The sequence below is a fragment of the Pyxidicoccus fallax genome (assembly GCF_012933655.1).
Lineage (GTDB): Bacteria > Myxococcota > Myxococcia > Myxococcales > Myxococcaceae > Myxococcus > Myxococcus fallax.
Genome location: NZ_JABBJJ010000274.1, coordinates 1 through 16860, shown reverse-complemented (window position 1 = coordinate 16860; position 16860 = coordinate 1). Strand labels below are relative to the sequence as shown.

The window sequence follows — 16860 nt, the reverse complement described above, 5'->3', positions numbered from 1 at the left end:
GGCGGGAGGGCCTTTTGCGCGGGAGGCGACGTGCGCGCGGTCGCCGCCTCGCTGGGCACGGCGACGGGCAACGAGCGTGAGCGGCTGTCGCGCGAGTTCTTCCGCGCCGAGTACGCGCTCAACCACCGCATCCACCACTTCCCCAAGCCGTTCATCGCGCTGGTGGACGGCGTGTGCATGGGCGGCGGGCTGGGGCTGTCCATCCACGGGGCGTACCGCGTCGTCACCGAGAAGCTGGTGCTGGCCATGCCGGAGACGGCGATTGGCCTGTTCCCCGACGTGGGCGGAGGCTGGTTCCTGCCGCGCTTCCCGGGCGAGTCCGGCACGTACCTGGGGCTGACGGGCGCGCGGTGCAACGCGGCGGACGCGCTGTGGCTCGGCTACGCCACGCACCACGTGGAGTCGGCGCGGCTGGACGCGGTGCTGGAGGCGCTCGTCGGCGCGGACTGGGGAAGCGAGGCCGCGCGCGCCGTGGTGGAGCGGGTGCTCGCGGGCTTCCACGCGGACGCGGGCACGTCGACGCTCGCGGTGCAGCACCCGGCCATCGACCGGTGCTTCGCGGCCGAGCGCGTGGACGACATCCTCCAGGCGCTGGAGGCGGAGGGCACGCCGTGGGCCCAGGAGACGTGGGCCACGCTGATGCGCATGTGCCCCACGAGCCTCAAGGTGTCCCTGCACCAGCTGCGCATGGGACGCACGCGCGACTACGACGAGATGGCCGCCGTCGAGTACCGGCTGAGCCAGAGCATGACGGCGCGCCCGGACTTCCGAGAGGGCATCCGCGCCGTGCTGGTGGACAAGGACCAGAAGCCGCGTTGGCACCCCGCCACCCTGTCCGACGTCACGGATGCGGAGGTCGAGGCCTGCTTCGCCCCGCGCGAAGGCGACGAGCTGGAACTCCCGGACCTTGAAAGCAGAAAGGCCTGAAAGCCGGGCCCGCCTTCCTGGAATCTCCCGGGCTGACGCGCAGGGTCTTCACTTACCCCTGGACAAGTGATGACCCTGCAATAATACAGCGCGGCGAAAGGGTCCTCCCATGTCGCGCGTCCAGTGGCTCCTGGTTCTCCTCCTGTGTGGACTGGTGTTGATTCCACCCCGGCCGTCGCGGGGCGCCGAGGTGGTGGAGTTCGTGGTCATCACGCACCCGCTGACGGGTGTGGAGAGCATCACCCGCGAGCGCCTGTCGCACTACTTCCTGAAGAAGGAGACGCGCTGGACCTCCGGAGTGGAGGTGCAGCCGGTGGACCTCCCCGAGGAGTCCGCGGTGCGCGCGTCCTTCAGTGAGGAGGTGCTCCAGCGCTCCGTGCAGGCGGTCCGCGCGTGGTGGCAGCAGCGCATCTTCTCCGGCCGGGGGCTGCCTCCCGAGACGAGGGCCTCCGACGCGGAGGTGGTGCAGTTCGTGCGCGATACGCCGGGCGCGGTGGGCTACGTCTCCGCGGGAACGGACGTGCGAGGCGTGCAGGTGCTCGTGGTGGAAGACCCGTGAGGGGCTCGGGCATGCGCTTCCAGCACAAGGTGCTGTTGCTGCCCGCGCTGGCCGCCGTCTTCCTGCTGGTCATCGTGACGATGTCGGAGCTGCTCGGGCGCAGCACCGAGCGGCACCTGACGGCCATCGAGCGGGGCCACGTCCCGGCCGTGCTCCTCGGGCGCGACGTGGAGCAGCTGCTGGCCGAGGTGCAGCGGGACCTCCAGGACGCGGTGGCCGCCGAGGACCTGGAGCTGCTCGGGCAGGTGGACGAGAAGGCGGAGCGGCTCTACGCGCGGCTCGCGGAGGCGCGCGGCATGCCGACGGCGGACACGGCGCGGCTCCAGTCGTTGGAGACGCTGCTGCGCGAGTACCTGACGCACGCCCGCGCCACCAGCGAGGGCATGATTCGCAAGGACACGCAGGCGACGGCGCGCCTCGCGGAGATGGGCGCGCGCTACACCCGGTTGCGTGACTCGCTGGCCCAGGCCTCTCAGGAGGAGCAGCGGAAGATGGGCGCCGCCTTCGCCGAGACGCGGCAGGAGCACGTGAGCGCCCTGCGGTGGCTCCTGGCGGTGGGGCTGGTGATGCTGGCGGTGCTCGGGGTGCTCTCCGTGTGGCTGGTGGCGCAGGTGACCCGGCCCGTCACGAAGCTGACGCAGGTGGCCTCGCGCATCGCCACCGAGGGAGACCTCACGCAGCAGATCGACGTCCGGTCCGACGACGACATCGGCGAGCTGGCCCGCGGCATCGGCGCGCTGGTGGCGCGGCTGCGCACGATTCCTCTCACGCTGCGCGAGGCGCTCGCGGAGCTGTCGCAGAGCGTGCAGGGCATCAGCCAGCTCGGCCGTGAGCAGCTCTCCGTCCTCGAGCACCAGATGGCGAGCCTGGAAGAAGCGCGCGTGGCAATGGCGGAAATCTCGCAGACGTCGCGCGAGACGGCGGAGCAGGCGGGACGGGTGCTGGAGGTGGCCACCAACGCGGAGGCGCTGAGCAGCTCCAGCCATGCCTCCGCCGAGCAGAACGTGAAGTTCCTGGGCGAGCTGCGCGAGCAGGTGTCGGAGCTGATGGCGAGCATCAACACGCTGTCGGAGGGCTCGCTGAAGGCGGCCTCCATCCTGGTGTCGGTGAAGGACCTGACGGACCAGTCCAACGTGCTCGCCATCAACGCGGCCATCGAGGCGGCGCGGGCGGGCGAGGAGGGGCGCGGCTTCGCGGTGGTGGCGCGCGAGATGCGCTCCCTGTCGCAGCAGTCCTCGCGCAGCACGGAGAACATCGGGCGGATTCTCGCGGAGATGAAGCAGACGGTGGGCACGGCCAACTGGGCCGCGGAGGTGAACCGTCAGCGGATGGAGGCCGGCATCTCCGAGGCGCTCGCGTCGGGAAAGGGCCTGCGCGACATCACCGAGGTGGTGCGGCAGAGCAGCGCCGCGGCGCGCTCCATCGTGGGCGCCGTCACCATGCAGAACGCGGGCGTCGACCAGATGGCCACGGTGGTGAACCAGCTCACGGAGAAGATGCAGCAGAGCATGGCCGCCACGCGCGGCACGGACGCGGCGGTGCAGCGGCTCAACGCGGCCTTCGCCCGCATCGACAAGCTGGTGAGCGGCTTCCGCGTCTGAGGCACGGAGGTGGGGGCGAGGACTCCGGGAGGATTCGTCACCCGGGAGCGATGACCTGGAGCGCCGCGACCGCGCTGGAGCGCGAAGGGATTACGGCAGGTCCTCGTCGCCGAGGACGGTGATTCCCTCCGCGCGCAGCAGGGCGGTGGTGATGCCCTCGCCGGCGCGCAGCTTGCCGGCCTCGTACACGTGCCGGGAGCCGCAGGAGGGGCTCTTCTCCTTGAGCAGGGCCACCGTCGCGCCGAACGTCCGGGCCGCCTCCAGCGCCAGTCGCGCGCCTCGTCGGAAGTCCTCCGTCCGGTCCACGCCCGCCTCGCGCTCCAGGGCCCGCGCCCGGCCCGTCCACACGTCCACGCCCGTGCCGCCGCTCAGCTCCACGGGAGGCCGCGGCACCGGCAGACCCGAGCCCACCTCCGGGCACACCGGGACGACTTCCTTGCCCTCCAGCGCCGCCAGCACTTTCTCGGAGCCCTTGGAGCACCCGTCATACCGGCACGCCTCGCCCAGCAGGCACGCGCTCACCAGCACCACCTGCGCCTCGCTCAGGGCCGCCGTGCGCGCCTCGCGAGGAGCCTCGGGCACTCCGTCTCGAATCGCCGTGGTGCTCTCGCGCGTTCCGTCGCCACCAGGCTCGGACGCCGCCGGAGCCCCCGTGCCGCTCGGCCCCGTGCCACCCATCAGCGCGGGGCTCCCGGGCTGCGCAGGGACAGCTCACCCACCGTGGCCTGCGCGTCCACGCGCGTGCGCGTCCCGTCCAGCGTCACCTTGCCGGACACCGCCAGCCGCACGGCCAGCGGGTAGAGCCGGTGCTCCTCGGTGAGGATGCGCGCGCTCAGGCTCTTCTCGTCGTCGTCCGGAAGCACCGGCACGGCCGCCTGCGCGATGATGGGGCCCGTGTCCGTGCCCGCGTCCACGAAGTGCACCGTGCACCCGGCCACCTTCACCCCGCGCTCCAGCGCCTGCCGCTGCGCATGGAGCCCCGGGAAGGCCGGCAGCAGCGACGGGTGGATGTTCAGCACCCGCCCCGTGTAGTGCGCCAGGAAGTCCGCGCTCAACAGGCGCATGAACCCCGCCAGGCACACCCACTCCACGCCCGCGGCGCGCAGCGCCTCCAGCAGCGCCTTCTCGAAGTCCGCCTTGGACGCGTACGCCTTGTGGTCCACCACCACCGCGGGCACGCCGGCCTTGCGCGCCCGCTCCAGCGCGAAGGCCGTGGGCACGTTGGACACCACGCAGGCGACCTCGGCCGGGAAGCCCTCCTGCCCGGACGCATCCAGCAGCGCCTGCAGGTTGCTCCCGCTGCCGGAGACCAGCACTCCCAGCCGCGCCCGCTGCCCGCTCATGGCTCGATGACCGCCGTCGCCTCGCCCTGGCCCGCCTCCACGCGGCCCACCTCGGTCGCGTCGATGCCGCGCCCGCGCAGCACGTTCAGCGCCGCCGCCACGTCCTCCTTCGCCACCACGAGGACGAGGCCCAGGCCCATGTTGAACGTGTTGAACATCTCGTCCCGGGCCACGTTCCCCAGCTTCGCGATGAGGTCGAAGATGGGCGGCTTCGTCCAGGTCTTCTCGCTCAGCACCGCGCGCGTGCCGTCCGGCAGGCACCGGGGCAGGTTGCCGGGGATGCCGCTGCCGGTGATGTGGGCCATGCCCTTCACCTTCACCGACTGGAGCAGCGCCAGCACGTCCTTCACGTAGATGCGCGTGGGCTCCAGCAGCGCGTCCCCGAGCGGACGGCCCAGGCCCTCCGGCGTGGCGTCCAGCGCCAGCTTCGCGTCATCCAGCAGCACCTTGCGCGCCAGCGAGTAGCCGTTGCTGTGCAGGCCGGAGGAGGGCAGGCCGATGAGCGCGTCACCGGGCTTCACCGTCTTCCCGTCGATGATGGCCGAGCGCTCCACCACGCCCACGCAGAAGCCCGCCAGGTCGTACTCGCCCCGCGCGTAGAAGCCCGGCATCTCCGCCGTCTCGCCGCCCAAAAGCGCGCACCCGGACTGCTCGCAGCCCAGGGCGATGCCCTTGACCACCTCGGCGGCCGCGTCCACCTCCAGGCGGCCGGTGGCGAAGTAGTCGAGGAAGAAGAGGGGCTCGGCGCCGCAGGTGAGGATGTCGTTCACCGACATGGCGACGAGGTCGATGCCCACCGTGCCGTGGCGCCCCGCGGAGAAGGCCACCTTCAGCTTGGTGCCCACCCCGTCCGTGCCGGCCACCAGCACCGGCTCCTTGTACTTGCCGGGCGGCAGGGCGAACAGGCCGCCGAAACCACCCACCCCGGCCACCACCTCGGGGCGCATGGTGCGCGCGGCAAAGGGCTTGATGCGCTCGACGAACGCGTCGCCGGCCTCGATATCCACTCCGGACTGCTTGTAGGTCGTTCCCACGGGCGGCCTTCTACCCGGCCGGGGCCCGCGTGTCTCGGGCCGTGGCGGGTGGGTGTCGCCTTTGAGGCCCTCCGGCCCATGCCCGGGAGCGGCCGCCACCGGCCCGAGGACGGTCCGGGACAGGTCGGAGACTCGCGCTCGAGAGAGGCAAACCCACCACCGTGGGCCCCGGATGGATGACTTCGCCGGGAGACGATGGGCCGTTTAAACTTGGATTGCAGGAAATTATTGTTTCGTGCCTTCGTGCGGCGTTCTTTCGCGCCCAGGATGGAGGCGCCCTCATGTCGTACTTCGACGCTCCCTGGCCCTGCTCACACGGTGGGAGGGCTCCTCAAGGCGTGGTTCGCACCTGCGCGTGGGCGTGCCTGCTGCTGTTCTCCATGCTGGTGTCCGCTGGCTGTGCCACTGCCGCGTCCGACAGGGCTGGCTTGGACCTGTCATTCGCGGCAGGGGAGTGGGGCGTGGGCGGCGCTTCCGACGGGGACTCTCCGGACACCCTCGCGGCCTGGGAGGAGGGCGCGTCGCAGCGTCTGCACCGCCGTCAGCCCGCGCGCGAGCACGGCACCTCCGCGGGGGCGACGAGCTCCTCGGGGGCTGCCCATGGCGAGTCCTCCTGTCGTGGCGGCGTGCCCCCTGGCTGGCCGCGCCTGGACTCCGGCGAGGAGGTGCTGGCGCCCTTCCTGAGGTGTGCCTCGCCCGCCGACTTCGTGGCGCTGCGGCGCGCCGTGGACATGCCCCGGTTGGTGGAGTCCCTCTCGGACTGGGACGCCGTGCGGCTGGGCGCGCTGGGCCCGCTGGACGCGAAGTCCTCCGAGGTGCTGAGCCGCAAGCGCGCCGCCTTCCTCGTCGCGGCCACGCGCAGGTATGGCCACCCCCGGGCGGAGGTCTTCGCCCTGTTCGTCCTTCACTCCGCCTTCGACGACGAGGTGCGACCGCTGCTGCGGCTGTTGGCTGGGGACAAACAGCTGCGGGCCACCCTGGGGTCCATGGATGCCGTCCAGGCGGAGCTGGCGCGGCGGGGCCTGGAGTTCTCCCAGTTCCAGGAGCGCGACTTTCGCGCGGGTGACGTCCTGCGAGGGCTGGGACGCGCCGGGGAGGACGCCGTCTCCACGAGCGCGGTCGCCAATGGGGCCGCGGGCGTGGAGCTGTCCGCCAGGGTCCGGCACCTGCCGTCGCCCTACCAGACAGCCTTCTGGAAGGTGGAGGCAGCCACCATGCGGCGCCAGTACGCGCCAGGCGAGGTGGCGCTGGGCGCCTTCGACCACCTGACGTTTGGCGTGCCGATGGGCTTCTACCACCTGCTGGCCGGCACGCTTCAGGGCGTGGGCTCGCTGGCCGCGGGCGAGTACGAGCAGGCCACGCGAGAGCTGGCGCCCGCGGCGCTGCTGGTGGGGCTGTACGCGGGGGGCCGGGGGGCGCGCTACGTGCGTGAGGGCGCCATTGCCGGGCGCGAGGGCGTGCGGATTCCCGCGTTGGCGCCGCGCCTGGAGGCGTTGAGCGCGGTGCTGACGCGGCTGGAGGCGCGGCTCGGCCGTGGCGCGGTGGGGGCGCTGGCCCGCCACCTCCAGGCGAGCCGGGAGGGCGCCCTCGTCGTGGCGGAGTGGGGCGAGGCGGGAGCGCTGGCGCTGCACGAGGCGCGGGGCAACGCGGGGAAGGCGCAGGCGTGGCTGGCGGAGGCGAAGTCCCAGCGCGCGGGGCCCACGCTGTCGCGAGGCGGCGCGGCGACGGGGCCCGGGGGCGCGTCGCGGGTGCGAGAGGCGGCGGGCTACACGCGCGAGGCGCTGGCGGCGAAGCTGGCGAGGGCGGAGCTGGAGGCGCCGGGACCGCGCCTGCCCGCGGACGTGGCGCTGCTGAAGCGGCAGCAGCCCGTGCTCGACGCTCCGCCCCTGGGCGTGCGCGAGGGCTCCGTGCTGTGGAGCGAGTACGTGGTGTACCGGGCGCGGCGGTTGGCCGAGCTGGAGCAGGGCCAGACGACGAAGGGGCCACTGCGGTGGGACGGCTACCGGGAGATGCGCGGGTTGTTCGCCCGGGGCCTGGACTTCGAGCGCGCCATGGTGGACCTGCTGCGCGCGGACGCGGCGTTGCCCCGGGCGCAGCGCCGGTGGCTCCAGGACTTCGAGGTGCCGCGCATCGAGGTGCACGTGGGGGTATGGAAGTCGCGGAGCGGGCTGCGGTTCTCGGACGTGCTCGTCATCGAGGAGCACCCGCCCGCGGGCCAGTTGCCACGGGTGGAGACCTTCAGCTTCAAGAGCAGGGACCTGAGCCAGCTGAACCAGAAGGCCCTGGAGGCGCAGATGGTCGCGGATGCGGCGGAGGCTTTGAGCTATTACGGCCAGACCTTGAACATCCGGCGGCGCGCTCTCAACCCCCAGGGGGACGTGGTGCAGATCCAGGTCCAGCGGGTTCGTCTCGTCTACGAGGGGGGCGCTCTTGGGCCTGGAAGGTCGGTGGTCTGGAGCGACGCGGTCGATGAAGTCGGGCGCAAGGTGAAGGGAGTGGAGGCGCTGCTCCAATGAAGTGGCTCAGCATCCATGACATGAAGCCGGAGGACTCTCTTCATGTGTCCTTCAAAGCAGGCTTCGACACGCAGGTCCCGCTGGAACGCGAGCTGGAGCCCTTCCTCCAGTCACTCGAGGTGTACGCGGAGGGCTGGATGCCAGAGGTCATTCACGGCAAGCGGTCGCGCAACTACTCACGCCCCGCGGTCTTCAAGAGCATCGAGGAAGAGCGTGATGAGAACTCCGCGTCCATCGGACTGTATCGGAAGGAGTGGCCTGGGCTGAGCATGATGCTCAAGCTCTGGTTCCCATCGCTTCCAACCCGCCTGTACTTCGGGGGAGCCATCCAGCCGCTCTCCATTTTCACGGAGGCCAACCGCTGCCGGCAGTTCGTGGAGATGGTGCGCACCTGGGCCACCCACTACCCGGTCACCCACGCCTGGGCCAACAGCGGGTCGGAGGACGCGTTGTCGGGCGCACCCGACTTCGGCCGTGACACGCAGACGTCGATTCGAGACGGCTTCGACAAGGTCTACGAGGTGTCCTGGCTCAACGTCTTCGGCCCGAAGCTGGTGGAGTCCATCGGCCGCGAGCGGGTGCTGTCCACGCCAGCGCACCTCGTGGAGGAACTGCCCAGCGGCGCCGTCCTCCTGGTGACGTGGCCCACCGTCGCGGACTTCGCCAGTGATGAGGCCCGCCAGGCCCAGGCCCGCGCCCACGCCCACCTGCGCCCGGACCTCGACCACGACACCCTGCTGCGGACCCTGCGCGAGCGCAGCGCCATCCTGGCCCCCGTGGAGCCACGCTTCCCGCCAGCGCTGGCGCCGCTCCTCACGCGTGTGGTGGACAGTGTCCACGTCGCCTATCGCCAGCGCAAGACAGCGGAACTCAACGCGTGGCGGCCTCCGGAGCCGGATGAGTGGCTCCCCGCGAATGCGGCACTGCCCCCGGACGTGCAGGACGTGGACTTCGTGCGCGGGCAATACGGCGACCTCGCGGAGGGACTGGTGGCGCTGCTGCACACCGACGTGCCCTCCGTGTTCGAAGCCTCGCCCGAGTCTCTCACCGACGTGGACGCGCACTTCTGGTGCAAGGACTTCCTGAAGTACCGCCGGCCGGAAATCGTCGACGAGCACCTGATGCCCGCGGTGGGCGCGTACCTGGGGGAGGTGCTGGTGAAGCACCTGGGCGGGCAGTGGATACCGCGCAAGAAGCTGGAGGAGTCGCAGGTGCGCGTGGGCAATCGCGTGTGGCTGCCCTTCCTCCGGGCTCATCGCTACACACGCTCACGCCAGGCGCTGCTGGACTTCTCCCTCACCGGGCTCTTCCACGCGGCCGAGCGGCACCTTTCCTGAGCGGATGCGTGGCGCTCCATCGTCGGGCTCCGGGTGAGGCGCCCGTTGTCTCGGGCCGCGACGCATGGGTGTCGTCTTTGCGGCTACGATGCCTCCAAGGATGACCACCTTCCTGTCGCGCCGCCGTTTCGAGCTGCTCGCCCTGGTGCTCGCCGCCGCCTTCTGTGCCCTCCACATGTGGGTGGAGCGCACCCCCGTCGTGGGGCTCGCGGCGGGCGGCGACAGCGACGCGGACGCCCCGCTGCTCGTCCGGGGGCTCCACCTGCTGGAGGGCAGGGCCACCGACCTCCAGTTCCTCCTCAGGGGCCCGCGCGCTCCGTCGAGTCAGGTGGTCGTGGTGGAGGTGGACGAGCGGAGCGCCCAGGCCCACGGGCGCTGGCCCTGGCCCCGGGACACCGTGGCGCTCGCCGTGGCCCGGCTCCAGCAGGCCGGCGCCGCCGCGGTGGGCCTGGACATCACCTTCACCGACGAGGCCCGCGGGGAGGACACCCGTGTGTGGGCGGAGGCCCTCCGCTCACTCGACCGGACCCTGCGAGACGCGCCGCACCTCGTCCCCGCGCTGGAGGCGTACCGCTCCGAGCTGGCCGCCCGGGGCGTGTCCACGCGCGACGAGTCGTTGGCCGCCGTCCTCGCGGGCTCGCCCGGCGTGGTCCAGGGCGTCATGCTCTACACCGACAAGGAGCGCGAGCAGTTCGCCCCCCGCGAGCCGGAGTGGGCCGCGCTGCTGGAGCCCCACCTCCTGCGCCGCTTCCACGGCGAGGTCCCCGGCGCCTTCCACGAGGTGGACGTGGCGCGCGTGCCCGGCTGGCGCAACCGCTCCGCCCAGCTCCCGCTGCCGGAGCTGGCCCGGGCCAGCCAGCGGCTGGGCCACTTCAGCGCGGCCATGGACCCGGACGGCACCCTGCGCCGGCTGCCCGTCCTCGCGAAGCTGGAGGTCCATGGGGGCTTCCTTCCCGCCCTCAGCGTGCAGACGGCCGCCGCCGCCCTGGGCGCCCAGGTGGAGCCGGTGTACGACGCGGACTCGGGCCAGCTCTCCGGGGCCCGCCTGCGCCCGCGCCAGGGCGCGCCGCTCCACGTCCCCATGCCGGTGGCGGAGCCCTTCACCCTCATCAACTACCCCGGCCCCGGCGAGGTCTTCGACCGGCTGAGCATGGCCGACGTGTTGAAGCCGGACTTCGACGCCGAGGCCCTGAGGCGCAAGGTGGCGGGCAAGGCGGTGCTGGTGGGCGTCACGCTCTTGGGCAACTACGACCAGCGCGTCACGCCGTTCCGCGAGTTCGAGCCCGGCGTCTACGCCCACGCCGCCTTCCTCTCCAACATCCTCACCCAGGAGTTCCTCACCCGGCCCGAGGAGCTCATCGGCCTGGAGCTGCTCTTCATGGTGGGCGCGGCGGTGCTGCTGGCCCGGACGCTGCCGCGCGTGCCCTACCGGTGGAAGATGGGCGTCATGGCGCTCGTGGGCCTCGTCTGGTTCGGCGTGGACCAGGCGCTCTTCAGCCGGGGCGTGCAGGTGGCCTCCGTGGTGCCGCTGCTGTCGCTGCTCACGTCCTCCTTCGGCATCCTGTTCCTGGGCTACCGCACCGCGGACCAGGAGAAGTCCCGCCTGCGCCACGCCTTCCAGCACTACCTCGACGTCAGCGTCATGGAGCAGGTGCTCCAGCACCCGGAGCGGCTGAAGCTGGGCGGCGAGCGCAAGGAACTCACCGTCCTCTTCTCCGACATCCGCGGCTTCACCACGCTGTCCGAGCAGCTGTCCCCCGAGCAGCTCGTCTCGTTCATCAACGCGTACCTCACGCCGATGACGGACGTGGTGTTCACGCACGGGGGCACGCTCGACAAGTACATCGGCGACGCCATCATGTGCTTCTGGGGCGCGCCGGTGGACCAGCCGGACCATGCGCTGCGTGCCTGCCGCGCGGCGCTCGGCTTTCTCGACCGGCTGGAGCAGCTGAAGGCCCGCTGGCGCGCCGACGGCCTGCCGGAGGTGGACATCGGCGTGGGCATCAACACCGGGCCCATGAACGTGGGCCACATGGGCACCGAGTCGCGCTTCAACTACACCGTCATGGGTGACGCGGTGAACCTGGGCTCGCGCCTGGAGGGCCTCAACAAGGAGTACGGCACCCGCGTCCTCATGTCCGAGCACACGTACGCCCAGGTGAAGGGCCACGTCGTCGCCCGCCGCCTGGGGGCCGTGCGCGTGAAGGGCAAGTCCCAACCCGTGGCGCTGTACGAGCTGCGCGCCCTGGGCACCGCCACCGGCGCGGACGCGGACGCCATCCGCCACTTCGAGGAGGGCATGGACCGCTTCACCGCGCGGGACTGGGACGCCGCGGAGGCCTGCTTCCACCGCGTGCTGGGACTCTGGAGGGAGGACGGCCCCTCGCGCCGCTACCTCGACGCCACGGCCGCCTTCCGCGAGCGGCCCCCGGGCCCGGACTGGGACGGCGTCTTCACCGCCACGACCAAATAGGTCGTACGCGCTGTCCCACCGCCGCGCACAGAAAGGGAATTTGACCAGGGGGGTGGGGGCTGATTGACTCCGCGCAGGATGGGCGCCGAGGAAACCCTCTTTCAACGTTTCGGGAAGGAATTCCCCAAGGGAACCCAGCTCTTCCGCGAGGGAGAGACGGGCAAGGAGATGTTCGTCATCCAGGCGGGGAAGGTGTCCATCTCCAAGCGCGTGCGCGACGTGGAGAAGGTCCTCGCGGTGCTGGGCCCCGGCGAGTTCTTCGGGGAGATGGCCATCATCTCCAACAAGCCCCGCAACGCATCCGCCATCGTCCAGGACGACGCGCGGCTGCTCGTCATCGACCCCAAGACGTTCGAGGGGATGATCCGCGGCAACGCCGAAATCGCCGTCCGGATGATCAAGAAGCTCGCCGAGCGCCTCTCCGAGGCCGACGCGCAGATTGAAAACCTCCTCCACCACGACCCGGCCAGCCGCGTCGTGCACCACATCCTCCAGGCCGCCCTGACGCGCGGCCGGCCCCTGGAGGCAGGCGTGGAAGTCGACTTCGTGGTGCGCGAGATGCCCCGCACGCTCGGCGTGGGCGAGCCCGCGGTGCGGAGCATGCTGGACAAGCTGGAGCGGGCCGGCCTCATCGAGCGCGGCCCTGACAGACTGACCGTGTATGACACGGACAGACTCCACGACTTCCTCCAATACCTGGAGATGAAGTGGAAGTTCGGAGACCTCTAGCGTGAAGCTGCGAGTCCTCGGCTGCCACGGCGGCGAGCTGCCCACCTGCAAGAGCACGTGCTTCCTCGTGGATGACGTGCTCGCGCTCGATGCGGGCGCGCTGACGGGCTCCCTCACGCTGGAGGAGCTGTGCCGCGTGGACCACATCCTCGTGGGCCACAGCCACTTCGACCACGTGAAGGATTTGCCGCTGATGGCGGACCTGGTCATCGGCCGCCGGGACAAGCCCGTCACCATCCACGCGTCGCGCGAGTGCGCCCGGGCCCTGCGCGACAATATGTTCAACAACGCGCTCTGGCCGGACTTCACCCGCATCCCCACGCGCGCCAGGCCCGTCCTCCAAATCAAGACCTTCCGCGCCGGCGGCACCTTCCAGGTGGGCCCCTACACAGTGCGCAGCGTGCCGGTGAGCCACCCCGTGGAGTCCTGCGGCTTCATCATCTCCGACGGCAAGAGCACCCTCGCCATGAGCGGTGACACCGGGCCCACCGACAAGCTCTGGAAGGCGCTCAACGAGACGAAGAACCTCAAGGCGCTGCTGGTGGAGACGTCCTTCCCCAACAAGCTCCAGTCCCTGGCGGACATCTCCGGCCACCTGACGCCGCACACGCTGGAGCAGGAGCTGAAGAAGTTCGAGCGCAACGGCGCCTCGGTGCTGCTCTACCACCTCAAGCCCGCCTTCGTGGCCCAGCTCAAGAAGGAGCTGGCCCCGCTGCCCGTGGACGTGCTCGAACTGGGGGACACCTTCGAGCTGTAGTCCCCTCGCGCGCGGGGTCTCAACGCGGCGCGCCACACGGAGAGGTTGACGGCTGGGAGCGGGCGGATTAACCCGCGCTCGTCATGGCCTGGTTCTCCAAGAAGCCCCGTATCTCGACCGAAGCCGAGCAGCCGTCCGAGTCCCGCCCGTCCCGCATGGAGGGGCTGTGGGCCAAGTGCGAGTCCTGCGACGAAATCATCTACCGGCAGGACCTGGAGAAGAACTGGATGGTGTGCCCGCACTGCGAGCACCACCATGCCTGGCCGGCGCGCGCCCGGCTGGCCGGACTGCTGGACCCGGACAGCTTCGAGGAGTTCGACAAGGAGCTGGAGCCACAGGACCCGCTCGGGTTCAGCGACTCGAAGAAGTACAAGGACCGGCTGAAGTCCACGCGGAAGAACCTGGGCGAGAACGACGCCTTCATCTCCGGCGTGGGCCGCATCGAGGGCCACCAGGTCTCCGTGGGCGCCTTCGTCTTCGAGTTCATGGGCGGCTCCATGGGCTCGGTGGTGGGCGAGAAGGTCGCCCGCGTCTTCGAGCGCGCGCATGACCTGAAGTGCTCGGCGCTCGTCTTCTCCGCGTCCGGCGGCGCGCGCATGCAGGAGGGCATCTTCTCCCTCATGCAGATGGCGAAGACGTCCGCGGCCATCGCCCGCTTCCGCACCGGCACCCGGCCGTACATCTCCGTGCTGCTCAACCCCACCACGGGCGGCGTCGCCGCGTCCTTCTCGTGGCTGGGCGACGTCATCCTCGCCGAGCCCAAGGCCCTCATCGGCTTCGCCGGCCCGCGCGTGATTGAGCAGACCATCCGCCAGAAGCTGCCCGAGGGCTTCCAGCGCTCGGAGTTCCTGCTGGACCACGGGATGATTGACAGCATCGTGCACCGCAAGGAGCTGCGCACGAAGCTGGGCCAGATTCTCGGCCTGCTGGGCTGAAGCACCGGCATGAGCGCGCCCCGGACGCCAGAGGAAGCGCTGGCCTTCCTCGCCCGGCTCAACCCCTCGGGCATCAAGCTGGGGCTGGAGCGCGTGCGCGAGGCCCTGGCCGCGCTGGGCCACCCGGAGCGCCGCTTCCCGGCGCTGCACGTGGCGGGCACCAACGGCAAGGGCAGCACCTGCGCCTTCACCGCCACCGCGCTCCAGGCCGCCGGGCACCGCGTGGGCCTCTACACGTCCCCGCACCTGGTGCGCGTCAACGAGCGCATCCGCGTGGACGGCCTGGACATCTCCGACGAGGACTTCGGCCGCGCCATCCTCGACGTGCTGGAGCGCTACCCGTCCGCCGTCACCGAGCCGATGACGTACTTCGAGTTCGGCACCGTGGTGGCCCTCTGGCACTTCGCGAAGGTGGGCGTGGACGTGGCCGTGCTGGAGACGGGCCTCGGGGGCCGGCTGGACGCCACCACCGCCGCCAGCCCCGTGGTGACGGCCATTACCCCCGTGTCCTTCGACCACATGGAGTACCTGGGGCACACCCTGGCCGCCATCGCCGGGGAGAAGGCCGGCATCCTCAAGCCCGGCGTGCCCTGCGTGGTGGCGCGGCAGGAGCCGGAGGCCCTGGAGGCGATTGTCCGCAAGGCCGAAGGGTTGGGGGCCCCGCTGTGGGTGGAGGGGAGCGACTTCGTCATCGAGCCCCGGGACGATGCGAGCCTGTCCTACCGGGGGCCGTCCTGGTCGCTGGACGGGCTGACGCTGGCGCTGCGCGGGCCACATCAAAGGCAGAACGCCGCGGTGGCGCTTGCCTGCCTGGAGGCACTCCACGCGCGCGGTGTCTCGGTGACGCTGGAGGCGGCGCGGGTGGGGCTGGCCACGGCGCGGTGGCCCGGACGCCTGGAGGAGGTGGGGAGCGCGCCGCCCGTGCTGCTGGATGGCGCCCACAACCCGGCGGGGGTGGAGGTGCTCCTGGCCTCGCTGGATTCGTTGTACCCGGGACGCCGCGTGCACCTCGTCTTCGGCGTGGTGGGCGACAAGGACCGGGGACCGATGATGCGGGCGCTGTTTCCCAAGTGTACCTCGGTACAACTCACGCCCCTGGAAACGTCACGCTCGCTCGCGCCCGCGCTCTATGTGGACGAGGCCCGCGCGCTGTGCGCGGACGTGGCCGCCTGGTCCGATGTGGACTCGGCGCTCGCCGCGGCAAGCCGGAAGGCAGGGCCGGACGACGTCGTGCTCTGTACAGGCTCACTGTTTCTCGTCGGCATGGTGAAGGCTCGCCTGGGTTGAAACCTTGGCGCAATGCAGCAGGAGTCGTAGATTTGAAACATGCGCCTGCCGGATTGGAGAACCACCGCGACCCCCGGGCCGCCCATCCCCACGGTCGACGAGGTCGACTTCAGGGCGCTTTACACGAAGACGAAGTATGTCGTGGAGACAGCGGACGGTTGGTCGCTGGTCATCACCCGCTACCGTCCGGTGAAGCAGCCCTTCCCGCAGCCGTTGTTCGGTGAGCCGCTGCTGCTGGTGCACGGTTTCTCGCAGAACCGGCACACGTGGACGAGCGGCCAGTTCGTGAAGAACCTGCTGTTCTTCGGGGTGGACATCCACATCCTGGAGCTGCGCGGCCACGGCAAGAGTTCCATCGCCTTCCAGAAGGAGCGGGCCGAGCGCTTCAAGCGCCCCCTGCCGCCGGACCTGGACTACGGCTGGGACATCGACAGCTACTTTCTCTACGACCTGCCCGCCGCCGTCTCCGGCGTGAAGCGCATCACCCGCCGCGAGCGCATCTTCTACTGCGGCCACTCCATGGGCGGGATGCTCGGCTACGGCTACGCCGGCATCCACAACGACTTCGAGGGGCTCATCACCATCGGCTCGCCCGCGGACCTGGGGCGGGGCTTCATGCTGCTGCGCCTGCTGGCGCACGGCGCGCCCATGGTGGGGGGCATGATTGACCTCACGCTGGCGGGGCTCAACGTGGGCGGCCAGGTGGAGGGGCTGGGCCGCAAGCTGCTGGCGCGCGGGCTGGGGGCGCTCAACGCCGGCCTGGGCCGCAAGCTCACGCCGGACGAGCGCCGGGAGTTGCAGTTCAAGGCCGTGCCGGTGGACCTCATCCTCAAGTTCGTCGAGCGGCAGATTGCCAAGGCGGAGGACTCGCCCACCTACCAGCAGCTCACCACGCGGCTCAACCGGCTCATCAACCCGGAGCGCGTGAGCACGGACGACGTGCGCTGGCTGTTGCGAGAGGGCGGCGAGCGCGAGCCGCGCCGGGTGCTGGAGCAGTTCGCGCGGTGGATTCGCCGCGGGGAGATGGTCTGCTACCGCACCGGCTTCGACTTCAAGCGCGGCTTCGGACGCATCGAAGTGCCCATGGCCATCATCTTCGGGGACCTGGACCCGCTGGCCTCGCTGGAGTCCACCCGGAGCGTGTACCGCGCCGCCAAGAGCGAGTACCTCCTCTGGCGTCCGGTGAAGGGCAACAGCCACATCGAGCTGACGATGGGGCACGACATCCGGCAGATCTGCTACGACATCAAGAACCTCATCGAGTACGCCCGCACCCACCGCAACCGCTCGCCGAGCCTCCCGCGCCTCCAGAAGTAGTGACAGGGGCCGGAAGGGAAGGGCGGGGCGCCCGGATGGGTGTCC

At 70.8% G+C, this 16860-nt stretch carries 14 protein-coding genes; 11 read left to right on the top strand and 3 right to left on the bottom strand.

All coding sequences use genetic code 11. The features are described 5' to 3' along the window. The 3 genes from HG543_RS39260 to HG543_RS39250 all read left to right on the top strand — a co-directional run. On the top strand, positions 1 to 927 hold a 927-nt coding region (locus HG543_RS39260), incomplete at its 5' end, for an enoyl-CoA hydratase/isomerase family protein (RefSeq protein WP_169350044.1). A gap of 109 nt (positions 928 to 1036) precedes the next feature. Beyond that, positions 1037 to 1486, top strand: coding sequence for a type 2 periplasmic-binding domain-containing protein (locus tag HG543_RS39255; protein WP_169350043.1), 450 nt, complete (start codon positions 1037 to 1039; stop codon positions 1484 to 1486). Positions 1487 to 1497: 11 nt separating this feature from the next. After that, on the top strand, positions 1498 to 3087 hold the full coding sequence (locus HG543_RS39250) for a methyl-accepting chemotaxis protein (RefSeq protein ID WP_169350042.1): 1590 nt from the start codon (positions 1498 to 1500) through the stop codon (positions 3085 to 3087). A 90-nt stretch (positions 3088 to 3177) separates the two neighbouring features. Here the strand turns inward: HG543_RS39250 and HG543_RS39245 are convergent, their stop codons facing one another. The 3 genes from HG543_RS39245 to purM are packed head-to-tail and all read right to left on the bottom strand — an operon-like array spanning position 3178 to position 5464. Further along, positions 3178 to 3765: a 2-thiouracil desulfurase family protein gene (locus tag HG543_RS39245; RefSeq protein WP_169350041.1), complete on the bottom strand. Its 588-nt coding sequence runs from the start codon at positions 3763 to 3765 to the stop codon at positions 3178 to 3180. Beyond that, positions 3765 to 4430 carry a phosphoribosylglycinamide formyltransferase gene (purN, locus tag HG543_RS39240; RefSeq protein ID WP_169350040.1) on the bottom strand — a complete coding sequence of 222 codons (666 nt, stop codon included), beginning with the start codon at positions 4428 to 4430 and terminating at the stop codon, positions 3765 to 3767. The genes HG543_RS39245 and purN overlap by 1 nt, the downstream gene beginning before the upstream one ends. Further along, a complete protein-coding gene (purM, locus tag HG543_RS39235; RefSeq protein ID WP_169350039.1) occupies positions 4427 to 5464 on the bottom strand; it encodes a phosphoribosylformylglycinamidine cyclo-ligase in 1038 nt (345 codons plus the stop codon). Before purM ends, purN begins: the two co-directional genes overlap by 4 nt. Positions 5465 to 5802: 338 nt before the next feature. Between purM and HG543_RS39230 the strand changes: the two genes are divergently transcribed. The 8 genes from HG543_RS39230 (at position 5803) to HG543_RS39195 (ending at position 16815) form a co-directional block, all read left to right on the top strand. Next, positions 5803 to 7980 carry a hypothetical protein gene (locus tag HG543_RS39230; protein WP_169350038.1) on the top strand — a complete coding sequence of 726 codons (2178 nt, stop codon included), beginning with the start codon at positions 5803 to 5805 and terminating at the stop codon, positions 7978 to 7980. Next, positions 7977 to 9317, top strand: a complete 1341-nt coding sequence (locus HG543_RS39225; RefSeq protein WP_169350037.1) for a hypothetical protein — start codon at positions 7977 to 7979, stop codon at positions 9315 to 9317. The genes HG543_RS39230 and HG543_RS39225 overlap by 4 nt, the downstream gene beginning before the upstream one ends. Positions 9318 to 9417: 100 nt before the next feature. Continuing rightward, positions 9418 to 11790 carry a CHASE2 domain-containing protein gene (locus tag HG543_RS39220; RefSeq protein WP_169350036.1) on the top strand — a complete coding sequence of 791 codons (2373 nt, stop codon included), beginning with the start codon at positions 9418 to 9420 and terminating at the stop codon, positions 11788 to 11790. Positions 11791 to 11868: 78 nt separating this feature from the next. After that, on the top strand, positions 11869 to 12519 hold the full coding sequence (locus HG543_RS39215) for a Crp/Fnr family transcriptional regulator (protein WP_169350035.1): 651 nt from the start codon (positions 11869 to 11871) through the stop codon (positions 12517 to 12519). A gap of 1 nt (position 12520) precedes the next feature. Beyond that, complete coding sequence (locus tag HG543_RS39210) at positions 12521 to 13276, top strand: MBL fold metallo-hydrolase (protein ID WP_169350034.1); 756 nt, start codon at positions 12521 to 12523, stop codon at positions 13274 to 13276. A gap of 83 nt (positions 13277 to 13359) precedes the next feature. After that, positions 13360 to 14211, top strand: a complete 852-nt coding sequence (accD, locus tag HG543_RS39205; RefSeq protein ID WP_169350033.1) for an acetyl-CoA carboxylase, carboxyltransferase subunit beta — start codon at positions 13360 to 13362, stop codon at positions 14209 to 14211. Positions 14212 to 14220: 9 nt separating this feature from the next. Beyond that, positions 14221 to 15498: a bifunctional folylpolyglutamate synthase/dihydrofolate synthase gene (locus tag HG543_RS39200; RefSeq protein ID WP_171818474.1), complete on the top strand. Its 1278-nt coding sequence runs from the start codon at positions 14221 to 14223 to the stop codon at positions 15496 to 15498. Between the two features lie 39 nt (positions 15499 to 15537). After that, positions 15538 to 16815: an alpha/beta hydrolase gene (locus tag HG543_RS39195; RefSeq protein ID WP_169350032.1), complete on the top strand. Its 1278-nt coding sequence runs from the start codon at positions 15538 to 15540 to the stop codon at positions 16813 to 16815. Positions 16816 to 16860 lie beyond the last annotated feature (45 nt).

Coding starts and splice junctions, on each gene's coding strand:
- purN (WP_169350040.1), bottom strand. CDS start 4,430: ATGAGCGGGCAGCGGGCGCGGCTGGGAGTGCTGGTCTCCGGCAGCGGG.
- HG543_RS39225 (WP_169350037.1), top strand. CDS start 7,977: ATGAAGTGGCTCAGCATCCATGACATGAAGCCGGAGGACTCTCTTCAT.
- HG543_RS39250 (WP_169350042.1), top strand. CDS start 1,498: ATGCGCTTCCAGCACAAGGTGCTGTTGCTGCCCGCGCTGGCCGCCGTC.
- HG543_RS39245 (WP_169350041.1), bottom strand. CDS start 3,765: ATGGGTGGCACGGGGCCGAGCGGCACGGGGGCTCCGGCGGCGTCCGAG.
- HG543_RS39200 (WP_171818474.1), top strand. CDS start 14,221: ATGAGCGCGCCCCGGACGCCAGAGGAAGCGCTGGCCTTCCTCGCCCGG.
- accD (WP_169350033.1), top strand. CDS start 13,360: ATGGCCTGGTTCTCCAAGAAGCCCCGTATCTCGACCGAAGCCGAGCAG.
- HG543_RS39215 (WP_169350035.1), top strand. CDS start 11,869: ATGGGCGCCGAGGAAACCCTCTTTCAACGTTTCGGGAAGGAATTCCCC.
- HG543_RS39195 (WP_169350032.1), top strand. CDS start 15,538: ATGCGCCTGCCGGATTGGAGAACCACCGCGACCCCCGGGCCGCCCATC.
- HG543_RS39220 (WP_169350036.1), top strand. CDS start 9,418: ATGACCACCTTCCTGTCGCGCCGCCGTTTCGAGCTGCTCGCCCTGGTG.
- HG543_RS39255 (WP_169350043.1), top strand. CDS start 1,037: ATGTCGCGCGTCCAGTGGCTCCTGGTTCTCCTCCTGTGTGGACTGGTG.